This is a genomic window from Bacillus sp. EB106-04-04-XG123, assembly GCF_058791855.1.
The window spans coordinates 54,349-75,560 of sequence record NZ_JBYTDZ010000002.1; the positions used below are offsets into that span (position 1 = coordinate 54,349).

The window sequence follows — 21,212 nt, forward strand, 5'->3', positions numbered from 1 at the left end:
TCTTATTCGTTTGACGACACTTGTACATAAAAATGACGATGTCTCGGCCCGTCAAACTCACAGAAATAGATTCCCTGCCACGTGCCAAGTACAAGATCTCCATCATGAATGAGAACATGCTGAGACGCCCCCATATAACTCGCTTTCATATGTGCTGCCGTATTTCCTTCCATATGGCGGTCCTTTGGATGTTCCCACGGGAAGACTTCATCAAGCCGGCGAAGCATATCCCGTTTCACATCTGGATCCGCATTTTCATTAATGGTGATCCCTGCTGTCGTATGTGGACAATAGACGATGACAGTTCCGTTTTGTATGCCTGTTTCCCTGACATATTGGAGAACCTCGTGTGTGACGTCGATCATGTCATCGCGTCTGTCTGTTTGTACGTTGATTTTTTTCATATGAACTGCCCCTTTTTGACGTTTCTATAAATTCATACCCTTTTTATGTGAAACAAATCTTCTTACCTAAAGTTTACCAAGCAAAAAAACCTCGTCAAGCAGTACGAGGTTTTTAAGAAAAGTGAACCTTTTTGACTTCAATGGTTCGAATATGGTGGTCTTCAGCATCAATGATCGTAAATTCACAGCCTTCTGCTTCAATCGTATCTCCAATGTCAAAATCAAATTTATGCGTCATCATCCAGCCTGCAATTGTATCAACATCATCATTCTCAATGGCTAAATCCAATAAATCATTTACTTCGTCAATTAACGCTTTCCCATCCATCACATAATGGAAATCCCCTTTTTTCACGATGTGAGGTGTTTCATCCTGATCATATTCATCTCGAATCTCTCCGACAATTTCCTCTAATATGTCCTCTACTGTGACTAGTCCCGCTGTACCTCCGTATTCGTCTACGAGCACTGACATATGAATTCGTTCCTTTTGCATCAAAATGAGCAATTCTTGAACAGGGGTGCTTTCAATGACCCGGATCACCGGACGCATTAAGTCTTCAATAGATACATCTTGATTTAGGAAGCTCGCCTTAAATACATCTTTGCTATTAATAACTCCAATCACATGATCTTTGTCCTCTTTAATAACAGGGTAGCGTGTGTACCTTTCGTTCAGCATATAATGAGTCACATCTTCTAAGGTCTGTTCAATCTCTATAGCTGAAATTTCTGTACGCGGGATCATGATCTCTCTCGCCACTCGGTTATCAAATTCAAAGATTTTATTCACATATTTGTACTCAGATTGGTTAATCTCACCCTTCTCATAGCTTTCAGATAAAATGAGTCGCAATTCTTCCTCACTGATCGCCACTTCATGTTCTTTGACAGAATGATAACCAAATAATTTCACGATGCTTCGAGCAGCCCCATTTAATGCTTTAATAAACGGGTACATGACTTTATAGAAAAAGATGAGTGGTTTTGCTGTCACAAGGCTGACGGCCTCTGCCTTTTGAATGGCAATTGTTTTAGGCGCGAGTTCTCCAACAACAACATGTAAAAACGTAATGATCACAAATGCGATGATAAACGAAAGGATGTCAGTTAATGCGGAATGAAGCCCGATTTTTTCAAAAAGCGGATGCAGAAAATGCTCCACCGTCGGCTCACCCAGCCACCCTAATCCTAAAGCTGTGATGGTAATTCCAAGTTGGCAGGCGGACAAATATTCGTCCAGATTTGATATCAGCTTTTGAACATGGATGGCCCTTTTATCACCGCTTTCAATCAGCTGGTTGATTTTAGAGCCTCTAATTTTCACAATCGCAAATTCAGTGACAACAAAAAATGCTGTCGCAGCAATGAGTAATATGACTAAAAATACGTTTAAAATGTACAAAAAAACCCTTACCTAACACTGGTAAGGGCTCACCTCCTCTGGCATCAATTAATCATTACGGCCATTTAGGAAGATCATTACAAAACGGAGCAATTCAAACAGGGAGACAAGGGCTGCTGCTACATACGTAAGAGCTGCAGCATTTAACACCTTGTTCACGCCTCTTTCTTCACTGCTTCTAATGATTCCTTCTGAAACAATGATATCCTTTGCACGAGAACTTGCATTAAACTCGACAGGCAATGTCACAAGCTGAAAGAATACAGCTGCTGAGAACAAAATGATCCCAAGCCCGATTAAGTTAAGGCTGCTGAGCAAAATTCCACCAAGGAAAAGAAGCGGAGCAACACCAGATGCAAAGTTCACGACAGGAAAGATCTTATGTCTCAAAACAAGCGCACCATAGGATTCCTGATGCTGCAAGGCATGTCCAACCTCGTGTGATGCGACTGAAATGGCCGAAATGGAGTGGCCGTAGTACACAGGTTCAGATAAACGAACCACACGCTGCGTCGGGTCGTAATGATCAGTCAAAGTTCCTCTTACCGGTTCAACGGGCACATCGTATAACCCGTTGCGATCTAAAATATATCGAGCGGTTTCAGCACCTGTTTTCATACTGGATGCTTCCACCTTTGAATACTTTTCAAAATTATTCTTCACTTTAAATTGTGCCCAAAATGATAATCCCAATGCGGCAAATGTTAAAAAATAAAAAAACAGCATGCTCATCAGCTTCCTTTTTATTTTATATATTTATTTACAATTTTAATGACTTTTATGTACCATGTACAGCAAAAAGCACTAGGTCTTTTTCAGGGGAATGACCGCACCAATGAAAAAGAAGAACACACCTAAGCAAGCTGTATAAAAGGTCACTGTACCATAAAGGTCTTGAAAAAAGTGCAGCCATGAAAAATCATTTATAAAATGATTCACAGCATTTAAATCAAACACGAGTAAGATGACAGCTGATGATAAAAAGTGCACACCAATAAAAAGAAGTACGGTCTTTTGAACGAACGACATTCGAATTCCCTCCTTCTTCTCCCTTATTTTAAGATATGGGTTCTATTTCAATACATGACGAAGATGAAAAAATCTTTCCTCAATCGGGCATACTGACATTAGCATTCTCCTGAAAGGAAGAGTCCGATGAAATCAAACCGTATCTTTATCGCTTGGCTAAGGTGGCCGCTTTATCTTCGAATTGCTATTATCATTTGTTTCTTGCTTCTTTTTTTTGGACAATTAATCGTTTTACTAGAACCGAAGCAGTATCATACGATCTTTGATGGGATCTGGTGGGCGCTCATTACAGTCTCTACGGTTGGCTACGGTGATTTTGTGCCGCAAACCATGCCAGGGCAGGTGGCGGGTATGGCACTCATTTTTATCGGAGCCAGCTTTGTCACCGCTTATTTCGCCACACTTGCCGCCGCTGTGTTCAGCAAGCAGCACCATTATGTTGAGGGCAAGGTAGCCTTTAAGGGGGAAGGACACCTGATTATCGTCGGCTGGAATGAGAAGACGAACAAACTGCTTCAGTCGTTTCAAACGATTGATCCAGCCATGCCGATTGTGCTGATTGATGACTCCTTGAAAGAGGGGCCTCTTTTGGAAAATGTTCATTTTATTAAAGGACATGGGACCGAAGACGGCACACTCCGTAAAGCCAATATTACCGGTGCAGATGCACTGATGATTACCGCAGATCAGCATGAAAATGAAGTGACAGCCGATATGCAGAGTGTCTTAACCTTACTTGCTGCAAAAGGCTTAAACCCTTCGCTATATTGTTTAATTGAAATTTTAACAGATCGTTACGTGAAAAATGCCGAGCGTGCTGGCGCCAACCAAGTCATTCATACCTCTGATGCTGTCAATCATTTAATGGTTGAACATTTTCTAATAAAGGAACAGCTTACGGCGATTAAGAAAAAACGACATATGACGTTGCATAAACACGTCACGATCATACCTGTACCAGCTTCATTAGCCGGAGAAACCTTCTTAACAGCGCTCCATCACTTTTTAGAGCATCATGTGATCATCGTTGGCGTACAAAAAAAAGAAGGACCCATGATGAATCCTCCCTTTGGCTATGAGCTTCATCCAGAGGATGAACTGATCAGCCTTTAAAGCAGTGCGTCTTCTAATTCCTTGACGAGCGAAAAGCCAATCTCAGCATAAGCCTTTGATACATCTCCATCTTTCTCTTTTGGTTCTTGGAATTGGTTAAAGGATGCGCCCACATTTCCAACCATCGCATGATCATCTAACTTGTCTTGGTATACATGCTTTAAGAGAAATGGATGTCCCATTTTCACCACAACACCTGGCTGATCCAGCTGGCCTTTCTCGGCTGTAAAAGGAACTCTGAGAAAGGTATAGCCATCACGGTTATCAATTTTATAATCAAAATACCCGTGATCATAATCCCAGTTCCCATTAATGACATAACCGAGCGGCTTCATCGTTTCTTCTAAATGGTAAAGTGAAAAGCTTTCACCAGGCAGCCTGGATGGTACATGAATCATACGAAACCCTCCTTTTTTATTAGGGTTCGTTAAAGAGAGGAATTCATACATTTCCTCTCGCGATTTGTACATTGTTTGTAAACGCGGCATCAAATAAGCTTTGATTGGTTGATTGATTCGTCTCGTTATCGCTGCCGGAACCTGCTGTTTCCTTCGTAACACTCTTAGAACAAATGCGTCCGACATTGCCAAAGTTCACGATTGCCTGGCCCGAAATATCATGAATATAGACATGATTCGTCCTCATTTTTCACCCTCCTCCATTTATTATTCTATGTACAGAACATAGGAAAGCTTGCACAGGAACCTGAAGAAAACAAAAAAGGCACACCTTTATGTAAAGGTGTGCTTTTTCGTCTTATGATTGTTTTAAACGGCTTTCAAGCTCTGCTTTTTTCTCTTCGAAGCCCGGTTTGCCTAGTAAAGCAAACATATTCACTTTATACGCTTCTACTCCAGGCTGATCGAATGGATTGACGCCTAGTAAATATCCAGACATCGCACATGCTTTCTCAAAGAAGTACACAAGGTATCCGAATGTATAAGCATCCATCTCAGGAATTGTCACGATAAGATTCGGTACTTTTCCATCAGTATGGGCAAGCATTGTTCCTTCAAATGCTTTTTTATTGACGAAATCAACCGTTTTTCCTGCCAGATAGTTCAAGCCATCAAGGTCTTGCTCTTCTGCTTCAATCACAAGCTCATGTCGAGGCTTGTCTACATTGACGATTGTTTCGAACAAATCTCTTCTTCCTTCTTGAACATATTGGCCAAGTGAATGAAGATCTGTTGAGAAGTTAGCTGATGAAGGATAGATTCCTTTTTCATCTTTCCCTTCACTTTCACCAAATAATTGCTTCCACCATTCTGCGAAATATTGCAGGCCTGGCTCATAGTTGATCAGCATTTCAATCGTTCTGCCTTTATTGTAAAGGACATTGCGGACGACTGCATATTGGTAAGCCGCATTTTCAGAAAGCTCAGATGAAGCGAAGTCTTCGCTTGCTTTTGCCGCACCTTCCATCATCTGATCAATGTCTGCACCGCTCACAGCGATTGGCAAAAGACCGACTGCTGTTAATACAGAATAGCGTCCACCTACATCATCAGGGATGATAAATGATTCATAGCCTTCTTCAGTTGCTAATGTTTTCAGTGCACCGCGTGCCTTGTCAGTTGTCGCATAAATACGTTTTTTCGCTTCTTCAGCACCGTATTTTTCAATAAGGAGCTTTTTAAAGATGCGGAACGCAATGGCTGGCTCTGTTGTTGTACCAGATTTTGAAATCACATTAATGGAGAAATCTGCATCTTCCAATAGATCCATCACATCTGTTAAATAAGAAGAACTGATGTTGTTTCCAATAAAAATAATTTGTGGTGTCTTGCGCTTGCCTTTTGGCAAAGTGTTATAGAAAGAATGGTTCAAAAACTCAATCGCCGCACGTGCACCTAGATATGACCCGCCGATTCCAACAACAAGCAGGACATCAGAGTCAGACTTAATTTTATCTGCACTTTTTTTAATGCGGGCAAATTCTTCGCGGTCATATTGCTTCGGCAAGTCCACCCAGCCTAAATAGTCACTGCCTGCACCCGTTTGTTCATGAATATTATGATGGGCCACCTTCACAAAATCTTTTAAATATGTAAGCTCATGTTCTTGAAAGAAAGGTAACGCTTTCGAGTAGTCAAATTGAATATGTGTCATCGCTTGTAAGCCCTCCATTACGTTAGTTCTGTCCCTTTCACTTTAGCGGAACTAGCTTTTGAAATCAAGTGATCGTCACTGGCATAGCAAAAAGCCGCTTCTCATTCGGAGAAGCGGCAATCTGAATTATAAAGAAGCTTTCAAAATCGATAGAATGTCATCACGGTTAAGTTTCATAAAGTTTCCAAAACCACCATATTCCATTTCTTTTGCTGCAATGTCAGCAATTTTGTCCAGCTGATCCTCACCAATGTCATAATCAGCTAAACGGCTTGGTGCACCAAGGCTTGTCCAGAACGCTGACAATTTGTCGATTCCTTCTAATGCGATGTCACGATCTGACTTTCCTTCTGTTTCGATGTCAAACATGTTCAACATAAGGTTTTTAAAGCGTTCGACATTATGATCGAGTGTGTGGCGCATCCAGTTTGGGAAGAGGATAGCAAGCCCGCCTGCATGCGGAATGTCATAGACAGCCGATACAGCATGCTCAATCGTATGGGACGCCCAGTCGCCAAAGTAACCCATTTGCAGCGTGCCATTTAAAGCAATCGTTCCTGCATAAAGAATGGTTTCACGATGCTCATAGTTTTGTAAGTCCTCCAGAAGTTTTGGTGCTGTCTCGATGACCGTTTGAAGAACAGCAAAACACATCCGGTCCTGTAAAGGCGTGTTTTTTACATTATGGAAGTATTGCTCAAAAACGTGGCTCATCATATCGACCATACCATACACTGTCTGGTTTTCTGGCACAGAATACGTATGCTCAGGATCTAGAATCGAAAAAGCAGGGTGAGTGACAGAGCTGCCCCACACATATTTTTCATTCGTTTCCCAGTTTGTGATGACAGAGTCCGGGTTCATTTCTGAACCAGTTGCTGCAAGTGTCAGCACTGTGCCAAACGGCAGTGCTTTTTGAGCTGTTGTTTTCTTTGAAATAATATCCCACACATCACCGTCATACTCTGCTCCGGCTGCAATCGCTTTTGTACAGTCGATCACACTCCCGCCGCCAACGGCTAATAAGAAATCAATGTTCTCCTTTTGGCAGATATCGATTCCCTTTTTTACTGTTGTGAGGCGCGGGTTTGGTTCAACGCCAGACAGCTCAAACACTTCTGCATCTGCTTCATTTAACGCACGGATGACATTGTCATAAAGACCATTTTTCTTAATGCTGCCTCCGCCATATACAAGTAACACTCGTTTTCCATAACGAGCGAGTTCGCTTTTGAGTCCTTCTAGCTGTCCTTTTCCAAACATCAATTTTGTTGGATTATAGTAAATAAAATTCTCCATCTGTTCTACATCTCCTTAAAACGAATATATCCAAAAACATGAAAGACTACTGTAACATATGTACACGATGAACTCAAAAAAAGATAACTGCCCGTAAGCAGCTATCTTTTGTTGTTCAATTATAAAGAAGCGTTCAGAATGGCTAAAACATCTTCTTTGTTTAGCTTTTTAAATTGACCAAATTCACCGCGTGCCATTGCACGGTCTGCAATTAAATCAATTTTCTCATCGTTGATATCATAATCCGCTAAACGGCTTGGCGCACCAAGACTTGTCCAGAAAGCTGACAGCTTGTCGATTCCTTCTAAGCCGACTTCTTCATCTGTTTTGCCCGCAGGATCTACATCAAATACACGCACCGCTAATTGTTTAAAACGGCCTGGGTTTTCTTGAATCACATGTTTCATCCAGTTCGGGAACAAGATCGCAAGTCCGCCTGCATGAGGAATATCATAGACAGCAGATACTGCGTGCTCAATGTTATGAGATGCCCAGTCACCACGTGCCCCCATTGAAAGCATTCCATTAAGCGCAATTGTGCCAGTGAATAAAATCGTTTCACGCAGCTCGTAGTTCTCTAGATCGTTGATCAACTTCGGTGCCGTTTCAATGACAGTGCGAAGAAGTCCTTCACACATACGATCTTGGTAAGGTGTATTTTCTGTGTGATGGAAATATTGTTCGAACACATGTGACATCATGTCAACCATGCCATAAATCGTATGGTTTTTAGGCACAGTGAATGTGTTGACTGGATCCAGAATAGAGAATTTCGGGAAAACTGCTGGACTTCCCCAGCCATACTTCTCATTTGTTTCCCAGTTTGTGATAACTGATCCAGAGTTCATTTCAGAGCCTGTTGCGGCAAGTGTCAACACAGTACCGAACGGAATAGCTTCCATTGGGACGTGCTTACGTGTCACGATATCCCAAGCATCTCCATCGTACTTCGCACCAGCAGCGATTGCTTTTGTCGCATCAATGACACTGCCGCCGCCAACTGCCAAAATAAAATCAATATCGTTCTCTTTGCAAAGCTCGACCCCTTTTCTTACTGTTGTTAAGCGCGGGTTTGGCTCTACGCCAGCAAGTTCAGTGATGGCAGCTCCTGATTCTTTTAGGATGCTGACAACTTGGTCATAAAGGCCGTTTCGTTTAATACTGCCTCCACCATATACAAGTAATACGTTTTTTCCGTAGTGTTTGAGTTCATCTGAAAGGGCTGATACTTCTCCCTTTCCAAAAATTAATTTCGTTGGGTTCCAATAAGTAAATCGATCCATGTGATCTCCTCCTCGCGCTACATTATGCGCCTCATTCATTCCAAAAGTAAAGTAATTTGCTTTCATCCATTTTCTTACGCATAGTTTGGCTAAAAATCTGCAAAATATAAATGTATTGATGCTGTAGCGAAAGGAGGAATCACGATGAGTGCTATTCAGCGTATTGCCCTCGTGCTCACGATTATCGGTGCTATTAACTGGGGACTAATCGGCTTTTTTCAATTTGACTTAGTAGCAGCGATCTTTGGCGGACAAGGTTCTGCATTATCACGTATTATTTATGGTCTTGTTGGAATTGCAGGTCTTGTCAACCTTGGTCTGTTGTTCAAGCCAAGCGAAGAAGCTGTTCGCCGTGACGAGCCGAATCCAGAGGTTCGTTAAATAAAAGGACATAAAAAAGGCTGCCTACATGAGGCAGCCTCAGCGTGTAGACAAACCCTCGCATTCTTTGTCAGGTCTGCGCGCTGGTGCTCACGATTTCTAAATTCGCTCCGCTCCAGTGCTCGCCCTTCCTAGACTTCAAAGGTTTTCTATCACGCTGAAAAAAAGACAAAGGGCTAAAATAAAGATCATTTTAGCCCTTTGTCAACAATCTAAGGCACCGTTTGAAGCGGTGCTTTTTTATTATTTCTTGATAAGGTCTTTACGGTTTGATTGCTCAATCCACTCTTCAAGTTTATCTTTAAGCGTATTGAAACCTTGTGGTGCAGCAGCTTCTTCTTTCACTTGCTGTGGTCTTTGTTTCTTTGGTTTGCTTTCTTTTCTTTCAGGTGCTTCTTGTGTCGCACGGATAGAAAGGCTGATTTTACCTGCATTTTCATCAACAGAAAGAACTTTTACTTGTACTTCGTCACCAATTGAAAGGTGCTCGTTGATGTCTTTTACAAAGCCATGTGTTACTTCAGAAATATGCACAAGTCCTTGAGTTTCTTCATCTAATGCAACAAACGCACCATACGCTTGTAATCCTGTTACTTTACCAGTGTAAACACTGCCTACTTCAAACTTTGTCGCCATGATAACAACTCCTAAATAAATGTTTTAATATTCGTTTATACGCAATTAAAAACTATATCACAGAACGGGCAGTTACGCAAAATATTTTTTAAATGGGTTTAGATTAGATTAAAAGGGGGAATACCTGAAAACAAGAATGCTTTCTAGTATTCCCCCCTAATTTGTGAGGCATGAGTCCATTTGGATTGATGCCTTTTTTTATTTTAAAATGGCTGATGCTTCTTCCTTCACTTGTCGAGCCTGCAAAAAGCGCTGAATTCTTGAAAGTGATTCCTGAAGATGATCAAGTGATGAAGCGTATGAACAGCGAATATGACCCTCACCGCTCGGTCCGAATACATTCCCAGGAACAACAGCGACTTTTTCACTTAGGAGCAGCTCCTCAGCAAATTGTTCTGATGTCATGCCTGTGCTTTTAATCGATGGGAACGCGTAAAATGCTCCGTTTGGCTGGTGGCATGTGAGGCCTAGTTCATTCAGGGAGCCGACAAACAAATTACGGCGTCTTCTATAGCTTTTCTTCATTTTCTCTACATCTTCAAGCCCATTTTTTAATGCTTCTTCTGCCGCATATTGTGCCATCGCCGGCGCGCACATCATAGAATATTGATGTATTTTCAGCATGGCATCGCGCAGTACAGGTGGTGCTGCCACATATCCTAAGCGCCAGCCCGTCATGGCAAACCCTTTAGAAAAGCCTGAAATCAAGATCGTTCTTTCTTTCATATCCTGAATAGCCGCCACGCTTGTAAAAGCTTCATCGTATGTCAGCTCTGCATAAATCTCATCCGTAATAATGAGCAGGTCATGCTCTTTCGCAAATTGAGCAATATCTTCAAGCTCTTCCTTTGAATAAACAGACCCCGTTGGATTTGATGGCGAGCAAAGCAAAATGGCTTTTGTCTTCGGCGTCAGCTTTGTGCGAAGATCAGCAGAATCCGCTTTGAAATCTTTTTCAGCGGATGTACTTAAATAGACAGGCACTCCGCCTGCAAGTGTCGTAAGCGCCCCGTATGCTACGAAACAAGGCTCTGGAATGATCACTTCATCCCCGCTGTTTAAAATCGCACGAAAGGCCAAATCAAGTGCCTGGCTTCCACCAACTGTGATAATGAGCTCTTCTTCTGGACTGTAGTCAATGTGAAACCGCTTATATAAATAGTGGCTCAGTTCTTTTCGCAAAGAGATTAAACCTGCATTCGCCGTATAGGAGGTCAGTCCTTGTTCTAATGACATAATACTTGCTTCTCTGACATTCCAAGCTGTCACGAAATCCGGCTCACCGACACCAAGGGAGATAACTCCCTCCATTGTGGCAGCCAAATCAAAGAATTTCCGAATACCTGACGGCTGAATGCTTTGTACCGTTTCAGATAAATAAGACTTTTTCATTTAAGGAGACACCACGATTCTTTTGTCATCGTCTCCTGTTTCAAACACTTTCCCATCATGTTTATATCTTTTCAAAATAAAGTGGGTAGTTGTTGAAACAACGGAATCAAGTGTCGATAATTTTTCAGATACGAAGCGTGCAATATCAGACATTGATCTTCCGCGGATCACAACGGAAAGATCATAAACACCTGACATGAGATAGACAGATTCCACTTCCTGAAACCGATAAATCCGTTCAGCAATTTCGTCAAATCCGACGCCTCTTTTTGGTGTCACTTTTACATCAATCATTGCTGTAACGCCTTCATGGCCATCCACTTTTCGCCAGTCAATCATAGTTGAATAATCAATAATGACTTTTTGATCTTCAAGTTTTTGAATGATGGCTTCGGCTTCTTCTGTTGTCACGCCTGCCATTTTTGCAATTGTATTTAAATCGGCGCGGCTGTTTTCATCTAAAATCTCTAATATTTCAGTTTCTTTTTCTGTTAGTTTCATTTGATTTCACACCTCAGATTATAAAAGCTAGTTTTAAAAAATCTTCTGAACATTATAGCACGTTTTTCCCATTATGCTAAGCAGGGAAAAGATTCTAATGATAGCTTAAAATCCACTTTTTAGGGTACAATACAGTCACCTAACAGAGAGAGTATCAAGTATCGGAGTGAAGAATGTGGACATTGTTCAGCCAGCTTATATGAAAAGTACATTCGGTTTAGATATCTATTACGAGCACTATCCAAATGAGGGCAAGAAGACATTGATCTTAATTCACGGTCTCTTCTCTTCCACCTTCAGCTATCGAAAACTCATCCCGCTTTTGAAACAGGACTTCAATTTAATTGCAATAGATCTGCCGCCATTTGGACAGTCTGAGAAGTCGAATACGTTTATTTACAGCTATCGCAACATGGGAAAAATTATTATTGAGCTAGCTGGTTATTTACAGATTCAGCATGCGATTCTAGTAGGCCATTCAATGGGAGGACAGATTGCCTTATACGCTGCTACTGAGCGGCCGGACCTATTTGAAAAGGCGGTTCTTTTGTGCAGCTCTGGATATTTGAATAAATCAAAAAGATCACTTGTTTACAGCACATATATTCCTTATTTTTATCTGTATCTAAAAAGAAAGCTTTTAAAGCAGGGCATTATGAAAAATTTAACTGCCGTTGTGCATGATCACTCCATCATTGATCAAGAGATGGTCGACGGATATTTAAAACCGTTTTCAGATGATCAAATCTTTCGGGGAATATTTCGTTTGATTCGGCACCGGGAAGGAGATTTAACCTCGGACATTTTGAAGAAAATGGAAACACCTGTGCTGCTCATTTGGGGCGAGGAAGATCGAATCGTTCCCATTCAAATAGGCGAAAGACTGCACAAAGATCTGCCGAATTCGACCTTACATGCATTAAAAAAAACCGGGCACCTCATTCCTGAGGAAAATCCGGTCTTTGTGTCTGATCAAATCGGACATTTCAGCCTGTCTTAGCGTGAACAGGAGCTGCTGTCTCGCAAGACAAAAAGCTGATTCGCTGTTTGCTGACAGCTCTCTATCGGAAGAAGCTGTTCAAATGAGTGATGGTAGATGGCTTGAATCTCTTTTGCTAAAGATAACGGGTCTTCTGCGTCGTATAATGCACTGATGACGTCAGCAGGCTCCGTTTCATAAAAATCCTCTCCATAAAGAAAAGGGTCCCATGCCTTAATGAATTGAATCATCTCTTCTACAGCTTGACTATCTTTCATCGGTATCACCGCTTATAATAAATTTTGTGATGTTTATTTTAGCACAACCAAGAATGGTTGAAAAACAGCTAGAGGTGGGTTTCATGAATTTCGACGAACAGATCATACGTAAAGGTTCAAAATCAGTGAAATGGGATCAAGCAGAGTCTTTGTTCCTGACAACGGATGCCCTCCCGATGTGGGTGGCCGATATGGATTTTAAAGCGCCGCAGGTCGTCCTTGATGCATTGAAAGAGCGATTAGACCATGGTGTATTTGGCTATGCATTTCAAGATCAGGATACGCAGCAGGCAGTAGCTGGATGGCTCAAAAGAAGACACGGATGGACCATTCAGACAGAAGCGGTCACTTTTACACCAGGAATCGTAACGGCCCTTAGTTTTGCTGTTCAAGCCTTTACAGCACCGCATGACGAAGTAGTTATACAGTCACCAGTGTATACACCTTTTTATCAAATGATTGAGCGAAATGGACGTACAGTCTCAACCAATCCTTTAAAAATAGAAAACAACCGTTATATGATGGATTTTGATGATTTAGAGAAAAAACTGAGCAGACCACAAGCAAAGCTCATGTTCCTATGCCATCCGCATAATCCGTCTGGAAGAGCGTGGACAAAAGAGGAATTAAAGCGAGTTGGAGACCTCTGTGTGAAGCATGGAGTCACAGTCGTTTCAGATGAGATTCATTCTGATTTGATGCTTTATGGGAAGCAGCATGTTCCCTTCGCCAGCCTTTCTGACGACATTGCACATATCACGGTAACGTGTATTGCGCCGAGTAAAACCTTTAATCTAGCGGGTCTGCAGGCATCTGCTATTATCATTTCAGATGAAGAAAAAAGAACCCTTTTCACCAATGAATTGCAAAGAAATGGACTGTCCAAACTGAATGCATTTGCAATTCCAGCGATGGAAGCAGCATACCGTCACGGGGATAAGTGGCTTGATGCCCTTGTTCTTTATCTCGAAGGCAATATGAAGATGGCGATGGACTATATTGACGAATATCTTCCAAATATGCGTTATATGAAACCAGATGCTTCTTATTTATTGTGGCTGGACATTCAGGATTATCAATTCAGTCGAGCGGAATTAAAGCGGAATCTGCTAAAAAAAGGGAAAGTGATCCTAGAGCTTGGCCACGTGTACGGACACGAAGGAGACGGCTTTATTCGGATGAATCTCGGCTGTCCTGCTTCAACAGTCAAAGAAGGACTGAAACGTCTTCATCAAGCGTTCACGCCATCAGCTGAATAAGATCTATACGGTAGAAAGAACATCCTAACGGGTGTTCTTTTTAAAGAAAAAAACCCTCCTTTTATCATATCTACTTTGTACATGAAATGATATAATGAGAGGAATTACTATTATTTACGAGGAGAGCATTTAAATGGAAATGTTCAAGGATTTTCTGCTCCATGTATCTTTTATTCTATTTCCAATCTTTTTATATCATGCGCTATGGTTAAGCCGGACCCCTGCTCATTTCCCAAAAACGAATAAACTGCTCATCACAGTATTCGCATCCATCTCTTCAGCACTATGTATTATGTATCCAGTTGGTTCGATTTTAGATTTGCAGACTGGGCTTCAATCCATTCCCCTTGTACTTGCTATTTTATACGGAGGATACATGGCGGGGAGCGTTGCCATCTTGATAAGCATCATTGTCAAATTCGTGATGTATGGCTCTTTCTTATGGATTGGACTCATTGTTGTCCCAATTTACTTTTTCATCCCATTCCTGTTCTACCGAAAATGGCATCAATATTCGAAGCCAAATAAGCTTTTTTACGGAGTGCTTATCGGTTTATCCAAAGGATTCTTTATCTACATTGGACTGCTTGCGGTCAGCTTACTGGAATACAGCCCAGCTTTTATTATGCAGCAAAAGCTCCTTGAGTTATTTTTCTCAACTCTTTACTACATATTCTTTCTTTTGCTCAGTATCTATTCCATTGAATTCGTTAAAGAAAATGCGGAAATGAGAACACAGCTTGTCCAGTCAGAAAAACTGACCATTGTAAGTGAACTTGCTGCAAGTGTCGCCCATGAAGTACGCAATCCGCTGACAGTTGTGAGAGGGTTTATTCAATTGCTCTTTTCGAGTGATCATACAAAAGAGCCGCCTGCCAATAAAGATTATAAAAATCTTGTTCTATCCGAATTAGACCGGGCGCAGGACATTATCACGAGTTATCTTGACATCGCAAAACAAAACTATTATCAAATTGAATCACTCAATCTATCTAAATTACTTGAGGAATGTGCATCACTGATGACATCCTATGCGAATTTTAAATCGGTCACGATTCATCAATCCATTGAACCTGACTTATACATTCAAGGTGACGTAACGAAGATCAAGCAAGTCATGATTAATTTAATCAAAAATGCGATAGAAGCAGCTCCCGAACATGAAGGAAAGGTTGAACTTTTTGCTTCGAAAGAAAATCATAAAATCTGCCTTTATTTCGTTGATAATGGTGTAGGTATGACAGAAAGCCAAATGAAAAAGCTTGGCGAACCGTATTACACCTTGAAAAACAAAGGAACTGGGCTTGGGCTGACAGTGACTTTTTCAATTATTGAAAATCACCATGGAACCATTCGTTTCAAAAGCTCGCTGCAGTCTGGAACAACCGTTACCGTAAAATTTCCTGAAGATACAAGAAGAAAATGATTAATCCATTTTTTTTGTTCTTTTTTCATCTATCCGCTCCTGCTTTTTAGACGCACGCACGATGAGACGAAAACAAATAAACGCAGCAATAAAGAAAATCACCGTGGTGATCGCCGCCGGGATGTACTCCCTTTTATCTTCAGGAAAATATAGTAGAAAAAGTACGATGAATGACATCTCGCCATTCCCCCTTTTGCTCGTTTACTTCACTATATTGGCTAAAAGAAATGAAATACCTTCCTATGAGAAGGAAATGGAGGAATTTCACATGACAGACATTCAAATTGGACAAGTTGTGAAAGGTTTTTATAAAACAGGTGTATACGTTGGGGAAGTGACAGCAGTAAAACCATCGACCTATCTCGTTCAAGTAAAAGCCGTTCTGACACATCCCACTCAAGGCGACCTGCATCATCCGAAAGAAGCAGACGTGCCTTTTTTCCAGGAGAGGCGGGCTTTGGCCTATAGAGAACAGACCAATATCCCTCATCATATGGTGAAGCCTTATGATGGCGATATACCTGATTATGAAGAGTCACTGAAAGAAGCTGTAGATAAATTGAAACAAGCACTCCATGCGGATGATTCCAAATGGGCTGAAAAATCAAGAGCGTGCCTATCTTCTCTTGAGAAAGATTATTTTCCAGAAGACGTCCGCTAATCAGCCGAATCAAAAAAATGCGAGAAATCGATCAGCTCACCAATTTTGGTTGTTTGCGGATTTTCCACATAGGCTCTGTCTTTTTCAAAAAGGGTTAACAGCTGATAAGTCGTCATGGCATCATCGAGTGCTTTATGATGCTTACCAGCTCCTTCACTGCCGTATTCCTTTGCCGCTTTTCGAAGCCCTGTCAGTGTGCGGTCACCAAAAAAGGTTTTATATTCAAAGGCAAGATCCCTCAGCTTCCCCTTAAAAGGAAAGCTAATATGATTCAGCATACAATTTTGCTTCAATACCTTCATGTCCATGTTGCCCCACGTAATAATCTCACAATTCTCTCCCCCATCAAGAGTCACGAGCTTCTCGATAAACACCTCAAATGAAATCCCGCTCTCTACATCCTCCTGCGTAATTCCGAGGAATGATTTACAGCGCTTCGTCAGCTTGGGGAACTTTTTCGGTTTGACGTAGCTGGAGAATGTGTCTATGATCGTTTCATCTGCTGCTTTCACTACCCCAGCTTCAATAATTTCAGGAAAAAAGTTTTGTGGATGATATTTTCCATCAGGCATCGTAAATTCAAAATCGACCACAAGCACCGTCTTCTGTTCCACCAGTTTCACCTCACTTTTTCGTCAGTTTTCATTCTCATACCATTATATTAAGGTGGACCTTGAAATCACTTCATTTTCGTGAAAATAATGCAGATTCACTACGCCCAACCTATTCATCTGATGAAAGATCGTTTATTTTCCTTTATAATTATTAAGGAACACGAAATAAATAAAGAAGGTGGTCTCTATCACAAACAGGAAGAAAAACTTGTACATCATGTGGTTTGTGAACTTTTTTGTATCTGCGAGCATTACAATGATCGTCCCTTTTTTATCACTTTACATAGAATCTCTTGATAGCAGCTATTCAAATGAATTTGTTCAAAGATGGAGCGGCTATGTCTTTGGGGTCACGTTTTTAACGGCCTTCCTGATCTCTCCGATTTGGGGGCGGATTGGCGACAGGCATGGCTATAAAAAGATATTATTAATTAACGGTATTGGCATCGCCACAAGCATTCTATTAATGGGGCTTGTGCACACCGTGTATCAGCTATTCGCATTAAGGCTCTTCATGGGGCTTGTCACAGGCTTTATCTCGACTTCCATGGCACTGATTTCTGCACAGACCGAAAAGGCAACAGCCGGTAAAACCCTTGGAACGATGCAGATGAGTAATGTCGCCGGAGGATTGTTTGGCCCATTAATGGGTGGATTCATGGCAGACAGCGTCGGATTTATTTATACGTTTTTCCTCACAGCGGCTGTCATTTATGTGTCGGCTATTGTGATTATCTTCGGAGTGAAGGAACAGCCAATCCGGTCAAAAGAAGCAAAGCGTGTTTCTTACTCACGGAAGGATGTACTCTTTCACATTTTCAAACAGCCTTTACTTATAGTCACGATGCTTTTAACGTTTATTACACAAGTAGGGAACTTTAGCATTCAGCCGCTTTTGGCTTTATACATTCATGATTTACATGGTCCTGTCAATCTCGCTTTTTATGCGGGGCTTGCATTTTCTGCAACTGGACTTGGCAATTTGCTGTTTACGCGAAAATGGGGAGATCTCGGAGATCGAATTGGTCATGACAAGGTGCTGCTAGCCCTTCTCATCCTCTCTTCTATTTTATTCATCCCGCAAGCGATGGCGGATTCGTACGTGATGTTAGTCATTTTCCGTTTCCTATACGGCATGGCACTTGGCGGCATTATTCCATGTACGACAGCGTATATTCGGATCAAAGCACCTGCTTCTATGCAAGGTGAAGTGCTCGGATACAATGTCAGCTTCCGCTTTCTTGGGAATGTCGTCGGTCCGGTAATCGGCGGCATTGTGGCGAGTCATTACGGGATTCCAGCTGTCTTTTATGTCACTGCCGGCATTTTTCTGTTTGGCGCGTTATTTTTATGGGCGGTCCGCTCGCATGCGAAGACAAAGGAAAGGAGTGTCTGATCATCTTCAGACACTCTTTTTTTCTTGCAGAAAAGCCTTATTCACTAGACTTCACGCCCATTCTTTTCTAAAAATAACCTTCTCGTATTCGCAAAAGAATGGTACGATATGGCTAGAAAATTGAAGAAAGTGAGTGACCTCATGTTTCGTGCAATCATTGGTTGGTTATTACTTGCTGCCCTCATCCCATTATTTGCTCTGACTTTTTATCTATCAAAGGAAGAAGCTGCAAGTGTAAAGCCTGTTAACGAAGTGCTTGATCAAAAAATCAAGCTGGAAAAGATAGATTTTTCCCAAAACAGTTATATGTATGACCGGGATGGTTCTCTCATCTCCGAGATCGTCTCAAACGATGAGAACCGAGTGTTTGTGAAATACGATAAAATCCCTGAACCTGTGAAGGAGCTGTTCCTTCGTTCAGAGGACCGCAACTTTTATGACCATAAAGGAATTGACTTTATGGGGGTGGTTCGTGCCCTTGCTGCAAACGTCAAAAACCATGGCATCAGCCAAGGTGCGAGTACAATCACACAGCAGCTGTCCCGCAACTTATATTTAAGCCATGAACGTTCGTTCAGCCGAAAGTTTACAGAGCTGCTCTATTCCTATGAACTTGAGCGGAAATTCTCGAAAGATGAAATTCTCGAAAGCTATTTAAATACGATTTATTTCAGTAATGGTGTTTACGGTGTCGGTTCTGCGGCTAATTACTATTTTGATAAGCCGCTTAGTTCTTTAACACTCGCACAAATGGCATTTATCTCTGCTATTCCAAACAACCCAACACTGTATGACCCATTAAAACAGTTCAAGCACACAAAGAAACGCCAAGAACGGCTGCTTGGTATTTTGAAGAAAGATGGCGTCATCACCAAAAAGCAATACAAAAAAGCCGTTAAAGAAAAAATCAGCCTATCCTTAAGTGAAAAGAAAAACCTTTATCCTGACTATGTGACATATGCCAATGAAGAGTTTACCGATCTTGTGTCTGATCAGGAGGGCTTTACAAAACGATTGAAGAAGGCCAAAACGGCTGAAACAAAAAAGGCCATTCAAAAAGAATTATCTGAAAAGGTCAGTGCTCTGCTCCAGGATGGCGTGAAGATTTATACGGCGCTTGACCCTTCCTTACAGCAAAGAGCTGTCTATCAGCTCAATGCTCAATTGCCTTACCAAGGGGTCGAAGGTGGATCAGCCGTCATTAATCATGAAACGCATCAAATTGTTGCACTTGCTGGCGGGAAAAATTATAAGAAATTTGATTTTAACTATGCTTATCAAGCGCAAAGACAGCCTGGTTCTGCGATTAAGCCGCTTTTAGACTATGCGCCTTATATTGATCAAACCGGCGCAACAGCTTCAAGCACCATCAGTGCTGGCAAGTTTTGCAGCAGCGGATACTGCCCGCAGAACTATAATCATAAAACGTATGGAACAGTCACACTTGAAACAGCCTTTAAAAATTCTTACAATACCCCTGCGATCCGAATGCTGGATACAGTAGGTGTCAAAAAAGGCTTCAGCTATTTAGAGAAGTTCTCATTCGAGCATATCGTAGCAGATGATTACCGCCTTCCTTCTGCACTTGGCGGATTTACGAAAGGCTTCTCACCGCTAGAAATAACAGATGCGTACACCGTTTTTGGCAACCAAGGAGCCTACACACAAAGTCATTCGATCACAAAAGTGACAGACTTAAACGGCAAGACCCTTTACAAGTGGAAAGAGTCGCCAAAGCAAGTATATTCTCAGCGGACAAATGAAACGATGCGTAAGCTGCTTTCCTCCGTTGTAAAAAGTGGAACAGGGAAAAAAGCGAATTTCAATGCCCCTTATATCGGTGGTAAAACAGGGACATCCAATGACTACAAAGATATTTGGTTTGTGGGACTGACAGATCAGTACACAATGGGTGTCTGGGTCGGAAGAGATAGAGGAACGGTTGAATCGATTTATCGTTCAAGCCCGCACTTACGTATTTGGAAAAATACGATGCAATACGCCAGATAAACAGGAGGTTTGATTGCGATGCATTCAACACATCCATCCCATTTAATTTTATTTGACGGTGTCTGCAACGTGTGCAGCGGCGCTGTTCAATTTGTGATTAAGCGCGATCCGAAAGAACGGATGATGTTTGCTTCATTACAATCAGATACAGGACAGCGTATTTTAAAGGAAAACGGTTTGCCTTTAGAAGAGTTCAATTCATTCATTTATATTGAAAAAGGAACCCTTTATACGAAGTCAACAGGCATCTTAAAAGCCGCGCGGCATTTAAAAGGGATCTACAGATGGAGCTTTTTACTCCTTGCCATACCGCGACCAATCCGTGATTGGTTTTATGAGCTGATTGCAAAAAATCGCTACAAATGGTTTGGTCAAAAAACATCTTGTATGATGCCTACACCCGATATTCAAAAGCGGTTTCTTTCATAAAAAAAAGCATCCTCCAATGATAGGAGGATGCTTTCTTTGTCTGCTTACGAAGGCAGACTTGCCATCACACTGTTATAAAGCTTAATAAATAAGTACAAAATACCGATCAAAAACGTCGCCCAAAACAGCAGAATAAACATCATAAACCCAATCAAATTCAGCATATTAAGCGATTGATAAATGCGAACCACAACCCAGATAAAATAGACAAGACTTGCTAATGCAAAAAGTCCGACTAGCAGAATGAGCTGCTGCGTCAACAGAAATGCAAGCAAGCTGGCAAATAAATAAACAACGGATGCAATCCGAATTTTCTTTAAGTTCTCCCCTTCAGGGTCCTTAGCGAAAAAGAGTAACGCCAGCTCTAATACCGTATCTGCAATCAGTTTTAAGGCAGATAAGATCATAAAATAAACAAGTGCAAAAGCGGCAAAAAGAGCAAGACGGATGCCCTGTTCTGAGAAAAATTCCAGCATTCCTTTTAAAATACCTGCTTGAGTCAAGAAATCAGTTGTGATACCTACTGTAAAAATCGAAAAAGCAGAGCTGAATAGTAAGATTGAAATCAGCGGAAAATATCCAGTCAAATATGTATTTTTCATAAA

25 protein-coding genes are annotated in these 21,212 nt (G+C 41.4%); 9 read left to right on the forward strand and 16 right to left on the reverse strand.

Annotation, left to right across the window (positions count from 1 at the left end):
• Positions 1-2 precede the first annotated feature (2 nt).
• The 4 genes from AC3WTB_RS05715 to AC3WTB_RS05730 form a co-directional block, all read right to left on the reverse strand.
• Positions 3-404 (reverse strand): secondary thiamine-phosphate synthase enzyme YjbQ, encoded by a 402-nt coding sequence (locus AC3WTB_RS05715; RefSeq protein WP_039181060.1) that lies wholly within the window; start codon positions 402-404, stop codon positions 3-5.
• Positions 405-516: 112 nt separating this feature from the next.
• The gene (locus AC3WTB_RS05720) at positions 517-1,809 is read right to left on the reverse strand and encodes a hemolysin family protein (RefSeq protein ID WP_024423287.1); all 1,293 of its coding nucleotides are present in this window, start codon (positions 1,807-1,809) and stop codon (positions 517-519) included.
• Positions 1,810-1,857: 48 nt separating this feature from the next.
• Positions 1,858-2,532, reverse strand: a complete 675-nt coding sequence (locus tag AC3WTB_RS05725; protein WP_024423288.1) for a zinc metallopeptidase — start codon at positions 2,530-2,532, stop codon at positions 1,858-1,860.
• 81 nt (positions 2,533-2,613) lie between these two features.
• On the reverse strand, positions 2,614-2,838 hold the full coding sequence (locus AC3WTB_RS05730) for a YuzI family membrane protein (RefSeq protein WP_268474656.1): 225 nt from the start codon (positions 2,836-2,838) through the stop codon (positions 2,614-2,616).
• Positions 2,839-2,964: 126 nt separating this feature from the next.
• Between AC3WTB_RS05730 and AC3WTB_RS05735 the strand changes: the two genes are divergently transcribed.
• On the forward strand, positions 2,965-3,951 hold the full coding sequence (locus tag AC3WTB_RS05735; RefSeq protein ID WP_268474657.1) for a potassium channel family protein: 987 nt from the start codon (positions 2,965-2,967) through the stop codon (positions 3,949-3,951).
• Here the strand turns inward: AC3WTB_RS05735 and AC3WTB_RS05740 are convergent.
• The 5 genes from AC3WTB_RS05740 to AC3WTB_RS05760 all read right to left on the reverse strand — a co-directional run bounded on the left by AC3WTB_RS05740 (position 3,948) and on the right by AC3WTB_RS05760 (position 8,645).
• Positions 3,948-4,349 (reverse strand): YugN-like family protein, encoded by a 402-nt coding sequence (locus tag AC3WTB_RS05740; RefSeq protein WP_024423291.1) that lies wholly within the window; start codon positions 4,347-4,349, stop codon positions 3,948-3,950. The two genes, AC3WTB_RS05735 and AC3WTB_RS05740, sit on opposite strands and share 4 nt — an antisense overlap.
• A 43-nt stretch (positions 4,350-4,392) precedes the next feature.
• Complete coding sequence (locus tag AC3WTB_RS05745; protein WP_228280185.1) at positions 4,393-4,596, reverse strand: spore germination protein; 204 nt, start codon at positions 4,594-4,596, stop codon at positions 4,393-4,395.
• Positions 4,597-4,707: 111 nt separating this feature from the next.
• Complete coding sequence (locus tag AC3WTB_RS05750; protein WP_024423293.1) at positions 4,708-6,063, reverse strand: glucose-6-phosphate isomerase; 1,356 nt, start codon at positions 6,061-6,063, stop codon at positions 4,708-4,710.
• Between the two features lie 126 nt (positions 6,064-6,189).
• Positions 6,190-7,362 (reverse strand): iron-containing alcohol dehydrogenase, encoded by a 1,173-nt coding sequence (locus AC3WTB_RS05755; RefSeq protein WP_047203925.1) that lies wholly within the window; start codon positions 7,360-7,362, stop codon positions 6,190-6,192.
• Between the two features lie 119 nt (positions 7,363-7,481).
• Positions 7,482-8,645, reverse strand: a complete 1,164-nt coding sequence (locus AC3WTB_RS05760; protein ID WP_034282535.1) for an iron-containing alcohol dehydrogenase — start codon at positions 8,643-8,645, stop codon at positions 7,482-7,484.
• Between the two features lie 144 nt (positions 8,646-8,789).
• Here AC3WTB_RS05760 and AC3WTB_RS05765 point away from each other — a divergent pair, with 144 nt between their 5' ends.
• Positions 8,790-9,026, forward strand: coding sequence for a DUF378 domain-containing protein (locus AC3WTB_RS05765; RefSeq protein ID WP_003212952.1), 237 nt, complete (start codon positions 8,790-8,792; stop codon positions 9,024-9,026).
• A gap of 243 nt (positions 9,027-9,269) precedes the next feature.
• Here the strand turns inward: AC3WTB_RS05765 and yugI are convergent, their stop codons facing one another.
• The 3 genes from yugI to AC3WTB_RS05780 all read right to left on the reverse strand — a co-directional run bounded on the left by yugI (position 9,270) and on the right by AC3WTB_RS05780 (position 11,555).
• Entirely contained in the window at positions 9,270-9,662 is a 393-nt protein-coding gene (gene yugI / locus AC3WTB_RS05770; RefSeq protein WP_008345795.1) for a S1 domain-containing post-transcriptional regulator GSP13, read from the reverse strand.
• A gap of 198 nt (positions 9,663-9,860) precedes the next feature.
• Positions 9,861-11,054: an aminotransferase gene (locus AC3WTB_RS05775; RefSeq protein ID WP_039181074.1), complete on the reverse strand. Its 1,194-nt coding sequence runs from the start codon at positions 11,052-11,054 to the stop codon at positions 9,861-9,863.
• Positions 11,055-11,555, reverse strand: coding sequence for an Lrp/AsnC family transcriptional regulator (locus AC3WTB_RS05780; RefSeq protein ID WP_003213765.1), 501 nt, complete (start codon positions 11,553-11,555; stop codon positions 11,055-11,057).
• 175 nt (positions 11,556-11,730) lie between these two features.
• On the opposite strand from AC3WTB_RS05780, the gene AC3WTB_RS05785 reads away from it, so the two are divergent.
• Positions 11,731-12,555 (forward strand): alpha/beta fold hydrolase, encoded by an 825-nt coding sequence (locus tag AC3WTB_RS05785; protein ID WP_224426588.1) that lies wholly within the window; start codon positions 11,731-11,733, stop codon positions 12,553-12,555.
• Here the strand turns inward: AC3WTB_RS05785 and AC3WTB_RS05790 are convergent.
• On the reverse strand, positions 12,552-12,812 hold the full coding sequence (locus tag AC3WTB_RS05790) for a DUF1871 family protein (RefSeq protein ID WP_144490179.1): 261 nt from the start codon (positions 12,810-12,812) through the stop codon (positions 12,552-12,554). The two genes, AC3WTB_RS05785 and AC3WTB_RS05790, sit on opposite strands and share 4 nt — an antisense overlap.
• A gap of 83 nt (positions 12,813-12,895) precedes the next feature.
• Here AC3WTB_RS05790 and AC3WTB_RS05795 point away from each other — a divergent pair, with 83 nt between their 5' ends.
• Both AC3WTB_RS05795 and AC3WTB_RS05800 read left to right on the forward strand, forming a co-directional pair.
• Positions 12,896-14,071 carry a MalY/PatB family protein gene (locus tag AC3WTB_RS05795; RefSeq protein WP_492333455.1) on the forward strand — a complete coding sequence of 392 codons (1,176 nt, stop codon included), beginning with the start codon at positions 12,896-12,898 and terminating at the stop codon, positions 14,069-14,071.
• Positions 14,072-14,204: 133 nt separating this feature from the next.
• Complete coding sequence (locus AC3WTB_RS05800) at positions 14,205-15,497, forward strand: ATP-binding protein (protein ID WP_492333456.1); 1,293 nt, start codon at positions 14,205-14,207, stop codon at positions 15,495-15,497.
• On the opposite strand, the gene AC3WTB_RS05805 is transcribed toward AC3WTB_RS05800, so the two are convergent.
• On the reverse strand, positions 15,498-15,674 hold the full coding sequence (locus AC3WTB_RS05805) for a hypothetical protein (protein ID WP_162860193.1): 177 nt from the start codon (positions 15,672-15,674) through the stop codon (positions 15,498-15,500).
• 91 nt (positions 15,675-15,765) lie between these two features.
• Here AC3WTB_RS05805 and kapB point away from each other — a divergent pair, with 91 nt between their 5' ends.
• The gene (gene kapB / locus AC3WTB_RS05810) at positions 15,766-16,158 is read left to right on the forward strand and encodes a kinase-associated lipoprotein KapB (RefSeq protein ID WP_039181082.1); all 393 of its coding nucleotides are present in this window, start codon (positions 15,766-15,768) and stop codon (positions 16,156-16,158) included.
• Here the strand turns inward: kapB and kapD are convergent.
• Entirely contained in the window at positions 16,155-16,772 is a 618-nt protein-coding gene (kapD, locus tag AC3WTB_RS05815; protein WP_059375878.1) for a 3'-5' exonuclease KapD, read from the reverse strand. The two genes, kapB and kapD, sit on opposite strands and share 4 nt — an antisense overlap.
• 217 nt (positions 16,773-16,989) lie before the next feature.
• On the opposite strand from kapD, the gene AC3WTB_RS05820 reads away from it, so the two are divergent.
• From AC3WTB_RS05820 to AC3WTB_RS05830, 3 genes are all read left to right on the forward strand, one after another.
• Entirely contained in the window at positions 16,990-18,168 is a 1,179-nt protein-coding gene (locus AC3WTB_RS05820) for an MFS transporter (RefSeq protein WP_221885112.1), read from the forward strand.
• Between the two features lie 108 nt (positions 18,169-18,276).
• Positions 18,277-20,178 (forward strand): transglycosylase domain-containing protein, encoded by a 1,902-nt coding sequence (locus AC3WTB_RS05825; protein WP_492333457.1) that lies wholly within the window; start codon positions 18,277-18,279, stop codon positions 20,176-20,178.
• An 18-nt stretch (positions 20,179-20,196) separates the two neighbouring features.
• Positions 20,197-20,607, forward strand: coding sequence for a thiol-disulfide oxidoreductase DCC family protein (locus AC3WTB_RS05830; protein ID WP_268474728.1), 411 nt, complete (start codon positions 20,197-20,199; stop codon positions 20,605-20,607).
• 44 nt (positions 20,608-20,651) lie between these two features.
• Here the strand turns inward: AC3WTB_RS05830 and AC3WTB_RS05835 are convergent, their stop codons facing one another.
• The gene (locus tag AC3WTB_RS05835; protein WP_039181089.1) at positions 20,652-21,209 is read right to left on the reverse strand and encodes a YufK family protein; all 558 of its coding nucleotides are present in this window, start codon (positions 21,207-21,209) and stop codon (positions 20,652-20,654) included.
• Positions 21,210-21,212: the final 3 nt, after the last annotated feature.

What these genes read in the sequence shown, in the direction of transcription:
- AC3WTB_RS05745 (WP_228280185.1), bottom strand. Translation starts at nt 4,596, where the DNA reads ATGAGGACGAATCATGTCTATATTCATGATATTTCGGGCCAGGCAATC.
- AC3WTB_RS05795 (WP_492333455.1), top strand. Translation starts at nt 12,896, where the DNA reads ATGAATTTCGACGAACAGATCATACGTAAAGGTTCAAAATCAGTGAAA.
- AC3WTB_RS05805 (WP_162860193.1), bottom strand. Translation starts at nt 15,674, where the DNA reads ATGTCATTCATCGTACTTTTTCTACTATATTTTCCTGAAGATAAAAGG.
- AC3WTB_RS05835 (WP_039181089.1), bottom strand. Translation starts at nt 21,209, where the DNA reads ATGAAAAATACATATTTGACTGGATATTTTCCGCTGATTTCAATCTTA.
- AC3WTB_RS05775 (WP_039181074.1), bottom strand. Translation starts at nt 11,054, where the DNA reads ATGAAAAAGTCTTATTTATCTGAAACGGTACAAAGCATTCAGCCGTCA.
- AC3WTB_RS05765 (WP_003212952.1), top strand. Translation starts at nt 8,790, where the DNA reads ATGAGTGCTATTCAGCGTATTGCCCTCGTGCTCACGATTATCGGTGCT.
- AC3WTB_RS05755 (WP_047203925.1), bottom strand. Translation starts at nt 7,362, where the DNA reads ATGGAGAATTTTATTTACTATAATCCAACAAAATTGATGTTTGGAAAA.
- AC3WTB_RS05730 (WP_268474656.1), bottom strand. Translation starts at nt 2,838, where the DNA reads ATGTCGTTCGTTCAAAAGACCGTACTTCTTTTTATTGGTGTGCACTTT.
- AC3WTB_RS05735 (WP_268474657.1), top strand. Translation starts at nt 2,965, where the DNA reads ATGAAATCAAACCGTATCTTTATCGCTTGGCTAAGGTGGCCGCTTTAT.
- AC3WTB_RS05760 (WP_034282535.1), bottom strand. Translation starts at nt 8,645, where the DNA reads ATGGATCGATTTACTTATTGGAACCCAACGAAATTAATTTTTGGAAAG.
- AC3WTB_RS05790 (WP_144490179.1), bottom strand. Translation starts at nt 12,812, where the DNA reads ATGAAAGATAGTCAAGCTGTAGAAGAGATGATTCAATTCATTAAGGCA.
- AC3WTB_RS05715 (WP_039181060.1), bottom strand. Translation starts at nt 404, where the DNA reads ATGAAAAAAATCAACGTACAAACAGACAGACGCGATGACATGATCGAC.
- AC3WTB_RS05780 (WP_003213765.1), bottom strand. Translation starts at nt 11,555, where the DNA reads ATGAAACTAACAGAAAAAGAAACTGAAATATTAGAGATTTTAGATGAA.
- AC3WTB_RS05825 (WP_492333457.1), top strand. Translation starts at nt 18,277, where the DNA reads ATGGCTAGAAAATTGAAGAAAGTGAGTGACCTCATGTTTCGTGCAATC.
- AC3WTB_RS05740 (WP_024423291.1), bottom strand. Translation starts at nt 4,349, where the DNA reads ATGATTCATGTACCATCCAGGCTGCCTGGTGAAAGCTTTTCACTTTAC.
- AC3WTB_RS05800 (WP_492333456.1), top strand. Translation starts at nt 14,205, where the DNA reads ATGGAAATGTTCAAGGATTTTCTGCTCCATGTATCTTTTATTCTATTT.
- kapB (WP_039181082.1), top strand. Translation starts at nt 15,766, where the DNA reads ATGACAGACATTCAAATTGGACAAGTTGTGAAAGGTTTTTATAAAACA.
- yugI (WP_008345795.1), bottom strand. Translation starts at nt 9,662, where the DNA reads ATGGCGACAAAGTTTGAAGTAGGCAGTGTTTACACTGGTAAAGTAACA.
- AC3WTB_RS05830 (WP_268474728.1), top strand. Translation starts at nt 20,197, where the DNA reads ATGCATTCAACACATCCATCCCATTTAATTTTATTTGACGGTGTCTGC.
- AC3WTB_RS05820 (WP_221885112.1), top strand. Translation starts at nt 16,990, where the DNA reads ATGTGGTTTGTGAACTTTTTTGTATCTGCGAGCATTACAATGATCGTC.
- AC3WTB_RS05750 (WP_024423293.1), bottom strand. Translation starts at nt 6,063, where the DNA reads ATGACACATATTCAATTTGACTACTCGAAAGCGTTACCTTTCTTTCAA.